11 protein-coding genes are annotated in these 12,938 nt (G+C 35.5%); 7 read left to right on the top strand and 4 right to left on the bottom strand.

Annotated elements, in window-relative coordinates; genetic code table 11:
- Window positions 1-88: 88 nt before the first annotated feature.
- On the bottom strand, window positions 89-1,501 hold the full coding sequence (gene degP / locus AACL23_RS10075) for a serine endoprotease DegP (protein ID WP_095034792.1): 1,413 nt from the start codon (window positions 1,499-1,501) through the stop codon (window positions 89-91).
- Between the two features lie 152 nt (window positions 1,502-1,653).
- Entirely contained in the window at window positions 1,654-3,141 is a 1,488-nt protein-coding gene (gene dgt / locus AACL23_RS10070; protein WP_095034791.1) for a dGTPase, read from the bottom strand.
- A gap of 118 nt (window positions 3,142-3,259) precedes the next feature.
- Between dgt and mtnN the strand changes: the two genes are divergently transcribed.
- Window positions 3,260-3,973: a 5'-methylthioadenosine/S-adenosylhomocysteine nucleosidase gene (mtnN, locus tag AACL23_RS10065; protein ID WP_095034100.1), complete on the top strand. Its 714-nt coding sequence runs from the start codon at window positions 3,260-3,262 to the stop codon at window positions 3,971-3,973.
- 64 nt (window positions 3,974-4,037) lie between these two features.
- Window positions 4,038-4,391 (top strand): Grx4 family monothiol glutaredoxin, encoded by a 354-nt coding sequence (gene grxD, locus AACL23_RS10060; RefSeq protein WP_095034099.1) that lies wholly within the window; start codon window positions 4,038-4,040, stop codon window positions 4,389-4,391.
- Between the two features lie 5 nt (window positions 4,392-4,396).
- Here the strand turns inward: grxD and rnt are convergent, their stop codons facing one another.
- On the bottom strand, window positions 4,397-5,062 hold the full coding sequence (gene rnt / locus AACL23_RS10055; protein WP_015873884.1) for a ribonuclease T: 666 nt from the start codon (window positions 5,060-5,062) through the stop codon (window positions 4,397-4,399).
- Between the two features lie 216 nt (window positions 5,063-5,278).
- Entirely contained in the window at window positions 5,279-6,106 is an 828-nt protein-coding gene (locus tag AACL23_RS10050) for a winged helix-turn-helix domain-containing protein (RefSeq protein WP_100096465.1), read from the bottom strand.
- Window positions 6,107-6,453: 347 nt separating this feature from the next.
- On the opposite strand from AACL23_RS10050, the gene AACL23_RS10045 reads away from it, so the two are divergent.
- From AACL23_RS10045 to AACL23_RS10025, 5 genes are all read left to right on the top strand, one after another.
- Window positions 6,454-6,993 carry a hypothetical protein gene (locus tag AACL23_RS10045; protein ID WP_100096463.1) on the top strand — a complete coding sequence of 180 codons (540 nt, stop codon included), beginning with the start codon at window positions 6,454-6,456 and terminating at the stop codon, window positions 6,991-6,993.
- Between the two features lie 210 nt (window positions 6,994-7,203).
- A complete protein-coding gene (locus AACL23_RS10040; protein ID WP_015873888.1) occupies window positions 7,204-7,974 on the top strand; it encodes a helix-turn-helix domain-containing protein in 771 nt (256 codons plus the stop codon).
- Window positions 7,975-7,992: 18 nt separating this feature from the next.
- The gene (gene sctC, locus AACL23_RS10035) at window positions 7,993-9,654 is read left to right on the top strand and encodes a type III secretion system outer membrane ring subunit SctC (protein WP_339051476.1); all 1,662 of its coding nucleotides are present in this window, start codon (window positions 7,993-7,995) and stop codon (window positions 9,652-9,654) included.
- A complete protein-coding gene (locus AACL23_RS10030; protein ID WP_015873890.1) occupies window positions 9,651-10,865 on the top strand; it encodes a YopN/LcrE/InvE/MxiC type III secretion system gatekeeper in 1,215 nt (404 codons plus the stop codon). Before sctC ends, AACL23_RS10030 begins: the two co-directional genes overlap by 4 nt.
- Before the next feature lie 17 nt (window positions 10,866-10,882).
- Entirely contained in the window at window positions 10,883-12,937 is a 2,055-nt protein-coding gene (locus tag AACL23_RS10025) for an EscV/YscV/HrcV family type III secretion system export apparatus protein (protein ID WP_339051473.1), read from the top strand.
- The last annotated feature ends 1 nt before the right edge of the window (window position 12,938 follow it).

Genomic DNA, 12,938 nt, shown 5'->3' with positions numbered 1-12,938 from the left:
CTTTGACGACACAGACCTCGATCTGGTTTTGAAAGAGGTCGAGTGAGGTACTTCGCTCCCGCTTTTGTACAGGGAGGGGAAGATAGATTTATTTATTCTGAATGATGATTAAAAGTTTTTCTTCACCACGTTCGATATTCAGTATTAATAGATGAGATTTTTTATCAAGGATTTTGCGTAGCTCAGCGATATTTTTAATTTTTTTCTGGGCGACATGAGTAATAATGTCTCCTTTTTTTAAGCCCAAGGCGGCGGCAGTACTACCAGCTTTGACATTGTTGACTTTTACACCTTTACCCGAAAAGTCGCTTAATTCCGCCCCTTGAATACCCGCAATATTTTCGGACTCGATTTTATTACGAACACTTTCTTCTAAAATCACTTTCAGTGAAATTAATTTTGAATCACGTAACAGACCTAAAGTCACATTGCTTCCTACTGGTAATGTGCCAATTTTAGCCCTGAGTTCAAAGAAACTATTCAAAGGTTTATCGTTTATTTTGACGATGGTGTCCCCTACTTTAATACCGGCTTTCTCGGCGGCAGACTTCGGTAAAACTTGAGTGACCAATGCACCTTTTTGAACATTTAAATTCATTTCTTTCGCTAATTCAGCATTAAGTTCAGCCCCTACAATCCCTAATTCAGACCGTTTTACTTCCCCCCCTTTCGCCATTTGGTTTGTTAAATCTTTAAGCATATTGCTGGGGATAGCAAATCCAATACCAATGTTGCCTCCATCCGGCGTTAAAATAGCAGTATTCATGCCAACGAGTTCACCATTTAAATTCACTAATGCTCCGCCTGAATTACCACGGTTGATCGCCGCGTCAGTTTGAATAAAATTCTCATAATTTTCTCTATTTAAACCACTTCTTCCCAGCGCTGAAACAATTCCTGATGTGGCGGTTTCCCCCAAGCCATAAGGGTTACCTATAGCGACAACATAATCTCCCACACGTAGTTCATCAGAATCCGCCATTTTAGCCGCTGTTAAATTTTTAAAATTTTTTAATTGTAGTAATGCAATGTCAGTACGCGGATCCTTACCAACCACTTCTGCATTATATTGACGACCATCATCTAACTGTACTTGAATTTTATTGGCGTTTTCGACTAAGTGGTAATTGGTCACGATATAGCCTTTATTGGCATTTATAACTACTCCTGAGCCTAATCCCTTGAATTTTTCTTTCATCGATGGGGAACTTCTTTGGCAAAAAGGAGAGTCTTGGAATGGAGAATCCTCTTGACAAAATGGGGAGCTTTTTCCAAAAAAATCCTGAAACTGTGGCGGCATTCTCGAATTATTCACAGTAGTACTACCTTCAACACTGATGCTGACCACCGAAGGCATGACTTTTGCCAGCATAGGCGCCAAGCTTGGAAGTGCCTGCTGACTATGAGAAAGCATTGTTTCAGCAGCTTTGACAGGTATTGTTCCGATTGTTAACCCTATGTTTAATGCGAGCACACTCAAGGCTAAAGTCATTTTTTTTATGGCTGTATTTTTCATGATTTATTTCTCTTTTTAAAAAATAAAGAATTCTTTTTATTAAAGAAAACATTGAATATGATGGCAAAGATTTAATCAAGTTACTTTTTCAATATTTTTGATCGTAAGAAGTAAGCAGGCCCTCAAATTTTAAAAACTTATCCTGAGGTCATCAAACGGCGATACTCATCATATGCGTAAAGATCGGTCATACCACTGATATAATCTTGTATTAAACGAGCCCTGTAATAATATTCATAAATTTTTTTTTCTTCTATAGAGATATCCTTGAGTTTTTTTACGGCTTCTTGATAAGCTAACCGGTGTTTATCCGGCAATTTATGAAATAAACGTGTTTCGATAGCATATTCAGCATGATGATTATCAAAAACCAATTGAGAAAAAGAATCAAATGGCATCATTAAAAGAGGGTGATAAATGTTGAGTAAACCGATAATGATTCTGTAACCCTGTAATTCAATTTGTTCTACTTCTGGATGAGTAAATACATATTTTTGGGCCACTTTTTTAAAAAGTTTGAGTAATGTAGAACAAGGACCGATATCTTCTAAAAGAGCCTGGTTAAAGGTGCCAGCGAATATTTCAGGCAAGTTATTGACAAAACGTTCGACTGCATACGGCACCAATACTTTCATGGTTTGGACTCTCAGACACATAAAAAATTCAGCTTCTTCGTTACGCCAACTTTCTTTCGCTTCTTTGAAAGCATTGTGGATGACAGTATCGAAAATCTCATTTTTGACAAAAGCGCCCGCCATTTCTTTTAAATAGTGAAACAGTTGATCAATATTAAAAATATTTTTTTCAACAGCATCCTCTAAATCAGCAATACAATAAGAAATATCATCCGCGGCTTCCATAATATAGCTCAAAGGAAAACGGGCGAATCTCTCCATATTAAGTGCATTTCGTAGCTCTATTACAAAAGGTTCTTCTGATAAATAAAATCCGCATTTTTTCATTAGATAATCAAAATTTTTAGGGATATCCACTGACCAGTAAGCGGGCTTGCTGTATTTTAGAATACAGGCAATTTGGGGATAACTCAGATTTAATTTTAATAGCGTATGTACCAAACGAATCGCCTGTGCATTGCCTTCAAATTGACTCAAATCCTGATGGATTTTTTGACGTAATAAATTCAGCTCTTTTTCGTTTTCTCTAAGCCGCAATAATGGATTGTCCCCTTTGTAAGGATCTGTTTTTTCTTTAAACCAATTTTTGATAGCAGATTCTCCAAAATGACCGAAAGGGGGGTTCCCAATGTCGTGCATCAAACACGCCATCTCAACAAGACTTTCAAATGGGACCCGCAATTTTTGCAATCCTAATGCATCGATCTGATTTTTTTGTTTAAGATAAAAAATAATTTCTTTGGAAATATAACGGCCGACCTGTTGAACTTCGAGAGAATGCGTTAAACGGCTTCGGACTGATGAATTGCGTTCTAAAGGAAATACCTGTGTTTTTTGCTGTAAACGACGTATGGCTGCAGAATTAATAATCCTTCCTCTGTCACTTTCAAAAAATCGAATGATGGAGTCTTCATCTTTCATCACACGATCTTTATCATGAGGATAAAGCCGCTTACAGATAATTTTTTGATTAAAATCAATATTCGGCATGGTATCTCCCAAAGATCCTTGTTTTTTATTAATTGATTGACATGATAAACTCAAAAATGACACTAATATTTTGATAAATAAAAATTTTTAACAATTATTTTACATCAGGGGATCAAAAATGAAAGTGGGTATTATTGGTGCTATGAAAGAAGAAGTCACTCTGTTGTGTCAAAAAATTCAATCATGTCAAACTTTAACACGAGCAGGATGCTCTATTTACTCCGGCTTTTTAGGGGAAACGAATGTTGTTTTACTTCAATCAGGAATTGGAAAAACCTCTGCTGCTTTGGGTGCAACCTTACTCCTCGAATATTTTCAGCCTGATATTTTAATTAATACAGGATCTGCGGCAGGTCTTTGGCCTGATTTGAAAATAGGAGATATCGTGATTTCTACCGAAGTTCGTTACCACGATGTGAATGTCACTGCATTTGGCTATGAATGGGGGCAAATGGCGCTTTGCCCTCCGGCGTTTTTTGCGGATAAAAAACTCATTGAAATCGTATTAGAATGTGTCAAAAACTTAAACTTAAACGCAGTGCAAGGCCTGATTTGCAGTGGAGATGCCTTTATTAATGGTGACCAAGCTCTCGATCGTATTCGCACTTTTTTCCCAAAAGCCGTAGCAGTAGAGATGGAAGCGGCCGCTATTGCTCAAGTTTGCCATCAATTTGAGACGCCTTTTGTGGTCATCCGTGCGATTTCTGATGTCGCTGATCAAGCGTCTCATTTGAGCTTTGAACAATTTTTGTGCATAGCCGCCCAACGTTCTAGCACCGTTATTGAAAATATGTTACCTATTTTGGCTGAAACTTATTGCAGCATTAATTAAATGGCCTCATTAAAAATTTTTGTAAGTAGTTTTATAAATATAAAGATACATAAGGAAGTTAAATATGACGACTGTTGAAAAAATTCAGTTTCAAATAAAAAATAACCTGATTCTTTTATATATGAAGGGATCACCTAAAATGCCTAGCTGTGGTTTTTCTGCACAGGCTGTCAATATTTTATCTGCTTGTGGTGAGCGTTTTGCTTATGTCGATATTTTACAGCACCCTGACATTCGCGTTGAATTACCAAAATATGCAAATTGGCCTACTTTTCCACAACTATGGGTTAATGGTGAATTAGTAGGAGGATGCGACATTTTAACAGAGATGCATCAAAAAGGTGAATTAAAGGAATTATTGCAATTCCAATATCAAGAAAAGTTATCTCCTATAACTGGAGATAAAGAATCTAAATAAAACAGCTAAGAATGCAGTGGCGATGGTGGCCAACCACCTAAGCGCTTCCAACGATTGACAAGTTCACAAAACAAGCGAGCGGTTTGTTGTGTGTCATAAAGAGCAGAATGTGCTCGGCTCATATCAAAATTGAGTCCTGCCGTTAAACAAGCTTTAGCCAGAACCGTTTGGCCAAGCGCTAAACCGCTTAATGCAGCCGTATCGAATGTAGAAAAAGGGTGAAAAGGATTTTGTTTTAATCCTGTCCGCTTCGCGGCGTTCATGACAAATGCATGATCAAAGCCCGCATTATGCGCAACTATAATGGCACGTTTACAATATTGCTCTTTCATTCCTTTTTGAACCCATTTGAAAATTTTTTTCAATACCTCAAATTCGCTCTTCGCATCTCTGAGCGGACTATGGGGATCAATCCCATTAAAAGCCAATGCTTCAGGTTCGAAATTAGCTCCAGAAAAAGGTTCAACATGAAAATGCATCGATTGTTCGATATGCAACCATCCCTCTTTATCCATAAAAAGAGTCACAGCAGCAATTTCAAGTAATGCATCAGTCTTAGTATTAAACCCCGCGGTTTCTACATCAATAACAACAGGGTAATATCCACGGAAACGATGATTTAAAGTATTAATATCATTTTTATTTATGTTCAATGTGTTATCTTCTGACATATTATGGTTATGGCGTGTATGAAATTTTATTTTGAATGTCAACTTTAACACTTCTTTACGTTAGGATAAACTGTTCGAAATATTACATAAATTCAAACTATTACATAAATACCCAGCGTGCCATTTTTGGGCTTACAAAATAATATTCAGAGATATTTCTCTAAAAAGTAGAAGTAGTGTGAATTTTTTCAAACTCAGTAGAAACTGTCATAAAGTTTATTTAATATTATACAATTTATGAGAGTAAAATTTGTGATGTGCGTTTAAATAAGCAAAAGTGGTATCAAATTCTTTCATAACAGGGACAGAACTGCTTTTTTTATTTAAAGAAGGAATATGACGAGCTAACAATTTGTGTATAACACCTTGTAAATTTAAACAAGTCAGATGAACATTGTCACAGAGATCAAATTTTTCTCTATGTACAATAGAGTGATCATGCGTTCTAATTAATTCAATACGTAGTGAAGAAATGTCACCATCATTGATGGTATGAGCAGAAAGATAATAATTAGGTTTCATTTTTTCAAGAAAACACATGATACCATCGTAATCTTTGCAACTGTTAATTAAAGTGGAAGGCAAAACGTTCAAACCGGAATAAGTGTATTTTGACAAACTCTGTATTAAAAAATCATGGATCATTAATGAATCAAAGTGTTGAGGTAATTTAAAAGGAAGTACAGCCAAACTACATTGAGATTCAGCGAAGCGTTCTGACTGAGTGACGGGTTGAATAAATCGATAACCTTTTCCGTAAACAGTATCTATATAACGGTTATTTTTGTTTTCATGAAGAAGACGACGTAATACATAAATGCAACGCGTTAATGATTCTTCACTAACAAATTCGTTAGGCCATACTTTTTCTAAAAAATCATCTTTAGATATTAATACTCCAGCTGAATCGAGTAATAACATTAAAATAGAAAACTCTTTAGGTGGAACTTTAACTATATTATTTTTATAAGAAAGCAACGCGTCTGCAGTTAAAGTAAATTCACCAAAAATATACTTTTCTGAATGAGATAATATGTTGTTCATTTTCTATTAACTCTTAATTTGAATGACCTAACTTAAAGATACTAATATTTAAAATAAAAATAAATTTTGATATTTTTTTACAAATAGATATTAGTGATATTTATGCTATTATTAAAAAATAACACTTTTAGAAACTTAATTAACGTTGAAGATGATAATCTTTGTTTAGTAAAAAAACGTAAATCATATGTAAAGCTGTCAAAATTTTCAAAAAACGCTCAAATTGAATTAAAAATTTTTTTAAACACATTTTTGTGCTATCGGTGTTTTTTGATTTTTTTGATTTTTGTGATTGAAGAAAGATTAAAAATTGAGTTTGATCTTTTGTTATCTTGTATTGGATAAAAATGATGATATTGAGATATTTATATGTTTTTATACTGATTTTTTTTCTATCGGGATGTGCCCTTCTTAATTTAAAGACCAATGAAACTGATCTATCAAAAAAATGGACCATCAGTGTATGTGGAAAGGATATCAAAGTAACTCCTCAATCCAATCCAATTCTTTTATATCAAAATATGATCCGATGTATTGAATATCATCAATATAATCATGCTGTTATGTTATTTTCTCTTGCGGGAACTTATTCTTATTTCGATTTTTATAGAATGTCTCAAGGAGTTAACGCTCATTTTCATAATCGGCTTCTCAAAAACGCAATGCAATTACTGGATCAAGAACAAAAAAATATTTTTGAGGCACATTTAAATCGCATTCTGACAAATGAATTGAGCCTGACAAAAATTTGTTCCCAAGTAAAAAAAATAGGAATGCCCATGTATATTCAAAATTATATGAACGCAAATCAGGTGTTTGATATCGATATTGATTCTACAAAAAATTGGGAAAACGCGCTTAAAGGGTATTTACATTGTCGTATGTAAACTTTTTTATTAATGACAAATATGCTTGATGAGCAATTATATTAGAATATTTTTTCATTTCTCTAAATAATTCAAATTATTATACAATCTATTTAATAGAATTAATTTCAATTTTTCGATGCTTCGCTATCTTTCATCATATTTACATCAAGATTATTCAAATTTTTTCAAACATAATCCAGCTCTAAGATAAAGCGATAAGGGTGATGTATGAAAATCAAAAACATACAAAATGTTTTAAATGAGCGACATAAAAAACAAATCACAAAAATGGTTATTTGGTTTGTTCAAATAGGAAAAATGGAATGCAAAATACAGATACAAACCGCCTCTGGCAACAATTCTGAGATGGTTTTTAAATCTGGCTGGCGCGGTTTTGTTGCCATAAATCCCTCGTGTCTTCAAATTCAAAGCGGCTCATTAAGATACAAAAGGATCAATGTCATGATGATGGCAAAATTACAAGCCTTTATAGATAAGTCCTTAGTTAAAAAAAGCGCACAGCATATCTCTAAATCTGACGAAGCTTTTGCCGTAGTAGAAGTGCCTGATAGTTCGATACTCCACTCTCGTCGTGAAATAGAATATTGGTTGTTGGGTGAAACTTTAAATCCAAAATCAGGCACAGATCAATTTCTTAACTTATTAAGAAATACAGAATGGTACTGGGTCGTTTATTTTCTTTTGAATGAATTTAATGGCAACAATAGATTAAAAAATCTTTGCCAACGGTATGGATTGTCTCTTGCACATTTTCGTCGTATCTGTCGTATCGCTTTAGGAAATACAACAAAAGTAGCATTACGAGATTGGCGTATGGTAAAAGCAATACTAGATTTGGTATTAAAAAATCAAAATTTGACTGAGGTCGCTTTTGAGCATGGTTATGCTTCTCTTTCGCATTTTTCTAGTGAAGTCAAAGAAGCTCTGGGAGTTTCACCGAAAAAATTATTGCAAACCATCACTAATACCACCAACTAACTTAAGTAAAATTGCCTTATGAAAAAAATATTCATTTATCATTATGTTTTACTGTTGTTTGTAGGCTTGTCTGGTTCTGCATGGGCTGAGGAAGTTCCTAAAGATCAGACTAAAGGATATATTGCAAAAAAAGAAAGTGTAAAAGGTGTTTTTGACGCCCTGTCATCCCGTATCAATAAACCGATTATTTTGAGTAAATTGGCGGCGCGTAAACAGATTGGAGGTAATTTTGATTTAAATAATCCACAAGAACTCATTGAATACTTATCAAATGAATTAAATTTGATTTGGTATTACGATGGTCATTCTATTTATATTTATGATGGAACAGAAATAAGTAATGCCTTTATTAGCTTAAATAATGCCTCTTTTTCTGCTGTCAAAAATTTTTTAGTGCAATCTCATCTTTATGATAAACGCTATCCTTTACGCAGTGATGAAATCAATGGTTTATTTTATGTTTCAGGACCTCCGATTTATATTGAATTAGTGACGAAAACGACTCAGTTTTTAGATAGTCAAGCCCAATCAGGAGCGGGTCCAGAGAAAGTCGCTCTGATTAAGTTAAAAAATACCTTTGTAGAAGATAGACAATATCAATATCGCAATCAAACTATCGTGATACCAGGTATTGCGAGAATCATTAGTCATTTATTGTCATCTAACCCGCGGTCAACATTAGAGCTAATGACGCCGAACGCCACAGAGGCACCTTCCAACATAAAGAGTTTAGCTTCTGCTTCAGCAAGCGGGAGTTCAACTTCTAACATAGAACAGATCAAATTACAGGGGCCTTTAATAAAGAGCATCCCTAACAACAATGTGCAAATTGTATCAAACCCTAATAACAACAGTTTGTTGGTAAAAGGGTCTTCTGAACAAATTGCGTTTGTTAAAACATTAGTGTCTGAGCTAGATCAACCTAAGCGTCATATAGAGCTTTCTGTCTGGATTATTGATCTCGATAAAAATACATTGGATCAAATGGGTGTCGACTGGAAGGGCGGAATGAATTTTAAAAATCAATTGGGAGTCAGATTAAATGCAGGGACAAGCACCTTGGAAGGCGGGCAATTTATTGCCTCTGTGATGGCATTGAGTCGTCAAAAGAAAGCGAATGTCGTTTCTCGCCCTATGGTTTTAACACAAGAAAATATCCCGGCTGTTTTTGATAATAATAGAACTTTTTATAGCGAATTGCTTGGTGAAAAAAATGTGAAATTAGAAAATGTGACATACGGAACCCTGGTCAGTGTTTTGCCACGATTTACAGAAAACAATCAAATAGAGATGATGATCAATATTGAAGATGGTAATGAAGTTTCACAATCTGATCATGAGACAAAAACTTCATTACCTAAAGTTGGGCGGACCAATATCAGTACGATTGCACGCGTGCCTAAAGGGAAAAGTTTGCTTGTAGGAGGTTATACGCGTGATGCGAATACCTCCGAAAACACAAAAATTCCCGGTTTGGGCAGCTTACCTCTTATCGGTAAATTATTCAGCTACGAAAATAAATCTATATCAAGCATAGTTCGGGTATTTCTTATCCAGCCTCGTGAAATTAATGCCCCACTTAATCGAGATGCCAGTGATCTTGCAAGTGACATCATTAAAAGTTCATCTGATATCCCATTGCAGGATTGGGTAAAAAATTATTTGGATAGTCAATCATGAACATCACTCAAAGTGTTTTACCTGCTAGAAACCTTTATACCAAAGGTATCGCCAGGGAGAGACGCACCAAAGACTCAATGGAGGAGAATAAAAACAAATATAACGCTCAAATGGATTCACTACATAAAACAGGTGAAATTATTGAAGATCTTTCTGTAGGAGCGCAGGTACAAAAATTTGCTTACTTTTCAGATGAAATGTCAGTCTTGCTGGCACAATTGCGTAATAGACGAGATTTAGAAAAGAAATCAGGTTTGATGTCAGAAAGCTTCGAACGGGTTCTAGAAGAAGACGTTGTACCAAAAGTGAATCAATTAATAAAATCAGTAGAGTCTTCACAAGGCGCTGGTATTCAGAATTTATTAACCCACGCTCGGAAATTTTTCCCTGACGATAGTGATCTTGTGTTGGTATTGCGTGAGATATTAAAACGTCGCAAATTAAATCCAAAGCTCAGAAAACGTCTGATGAGTTTGCTCGCACATCTTGAAGAAACGGCTGATCCACGTCGATTGAAAGCGGGTATTAATGTCGCATTAAAAGCCCGTTTGTTTGGAAGATATTTATCTCTTGACCCCGCTCTGGTACGTGAAAGTTATCGAAATTTTCTAGAAAATGAAAAAACAGAGCTAGAAAATTACCAGGATTGGATATCAATTTATGGTTATCAAAAACGAGGGGCTGTAGTTGATTTTATGGAAGGCGCTTTGCTTGCTGACATCGATTCTCAAGATCCTAGTTGTTCTATGCTTGAATTTGGTCATTTACTCGGCAAATTAGGGCAATTAAAACTATTACGTTCAAGTGACATTATCTTTATCAAATCAATTTTAAAAAGTCCTCTGGTCAAATCTTTTAACGAATCTGAAAAAGCCTGGTTGTTGTTTATGCTGTGTGTGCTTCAGCAGCCCGAATATTTAGATGACTTTTTAAGTGAAGTTCTGGGCGAAAGAATTTTAATGCGTGAGCACGCCAAGCGCTCACAGTTATTACAAGTGATTTATCGAGCTTGCAAAAAATTACCTATCGAATTATTTGTCGGCTTAGAAGAGAGAGAATCTATGCTTGAGAGATTCGAGCAACTAGCAGCGGTTGCTTATCGACGTGAAATGATTGAAGCCAGAAGAAACGAAAAAATAAAGAGAAAGAAATATAAAAATAAAAAGAACAAAAAATCATTTGATTTTTATTCAGATGACAATACGAATTGAGTGGATAAAAAATAGAGATGAATAAATTTTTAGAAAATGTACGGAACCGACCAGAGTTATTGATCCTCGCTTTAGTCATCATGATTATTGCGATGCTGATCATCCCTCTACCAACTTATCTTGTTGATTTTTTAATCGGGCTCAATATCGTGATTTCCTTATTGGTATTTATGGGATCTTTCTACATTGACCGAATTCTAAGTTTTTCTACTTTCCCTGCGGTTTTGTTGATTACCACTCTATTTCGGCTCGCTTTGTCGATTAGTACCAGCCGATTGATATTAAATGACGCGGATGCTGGAGAAATCGTGCGCACATTCGGGTTATTTGTCATCGGCGATAATTTAGTGGTCGGTTTTGTTATTTTTGGGATCGTCACCATTGTGCAATTTATCGTCATTACAAAAGGGGCAGAACGTGTTGCTGAAGTCGCCGCCCGTTTTTCTCTTGATGCTATGCCTGGTAAACAGATGAGTATCGATGCGGATTTGAAAGCGGGCGTCATTGATTCCGATGCTGCCAAAGAACGGCGATCTGTTTTAGAAAAAGAAAGCCAGCTGTATGGTTCCTTTGACGGTGCGATGAAATTTATTAAAGGAGATGCGATTGCAGGTATTATCGTTATTTTTATCAACTTTATCGGGGGGATAAGTGTGGGTGTCAGTCAGCATGGTATGAGTATGTCATCGGCGCTTTCTACTTATACCATGTTGACCATAGGAGACGGCTTGGTTGCCCAAATCCCTTCATTATTGATTGCAATCAGTGCCGGTTTTATCGTGACCCGAGTAAATGGGGACGGTGACAACATGGGTCGTACCATGATGAGTCAATTAGTATCAAACCCATTTGCGTTGATGGTTACGGCAGGATTAGCATTGACCATTGGGTTTTTACCCGGCTTTCCTCTATTTGTTTTTGTCATTTTAGCCGGTGTTTTAAGTGGATTTTTTATATACAAACATTTCTTTGAAAAAAAGAAAGGCACAGAGGCTTTAGAAAAAGCTGATAGTAAAGAAGAAGATAGCGTATTTAATGAGACACATTCTATTGACAGTTCTTTGGGGCTGATTGGTAATTTAGATAAAGTTTCATCCGAAACCGTACCTTTTATTATGCTGGTGTCTTCTTCTGATTTAGAAAAATTAGAAAATCAAAAATTAGTAGAGCATTTACGTAGCCAATTCTTTATTGATTATGGTATTCGTCTCCCTAACATCTTGTTAAGGGCATCGACTACCGTATCAAAAAATCGAGCTGTTTTCTTGATCAATGAAATTCGAGCAGAAGAATTTGTACTTCAGCTTAATTTATTGAGAATCGTCAACAGCTCAGATGAGCTTATGCAACTAGAGATAGAGACTGTGCTCGATAACGGTACTGTCTGGGTGAAACCTGAACATAAAGAAACATTGGAGAATATGGGGTATCAATTACGTTCACCAATAGATGAACTATATCACAGCATGGCAGCTTTACTGTCTCGTCATGTAAGCGAGTATTTTGGTATCCAGGAAACGAAAGACATGTTGGATAAACTGGAAAATAAATATCCTGATTTAATGAAAGAAATTATGAGGCACGCCACAATACAAAGGATTACCGAAGTACTACAGCGTTTACTCTCTGAACGTATTTCGGTTCGTAATATGCGGCTGATTATGGAATCTTTAGCTTTATGGATGCCTCGTGAAAAAGATGTCATCTCGTTAGTCGAACATGTTCGTGGTGGACTATCTCGATACATCTGTCATAAATTTTCTGTCAATAATGAACTCAGGTCGATCGTTTTATCATCAGAAGTGGAAGATATGATACGTCAAGGAATAAGAAACACATCAGGGGGGACTTTTCTTAATTTAGAGCCTGCGGTATCTGATCAATTAATGGATTTATTTTCTGTTAATTTAGAAAATTTATTGATTGATCATAAAGATTTAGTCCTTTTATCATCGGTTGACACCCGACGTTTTGTTAAAAAATTTATAGAGTCTCGTTTTCGAGATTTAGAAGTGATGTCATTTGGAGAAATCTCTGAAACGGTCTCTGTAAATGTTCTTAAAACCATTTAAA

This window comes from Candidatus Williamhamiltonella endosymbiont of Tuberolachnus salignus, from assembly GCF_964019775.1.
In the GTDB taxonomy this organism is placed as follows: Bacteria; Pseudomonadota; Gammaproteobacteria; order Enterobacterales; family Enterobacteriaceae; genus Hamiltonella; species Hamiltonella defendens.
Note: the sequence above shows the minus strand (reverse complement) of the source record. Positions and strands in the feature narration are given on the sequence as shown.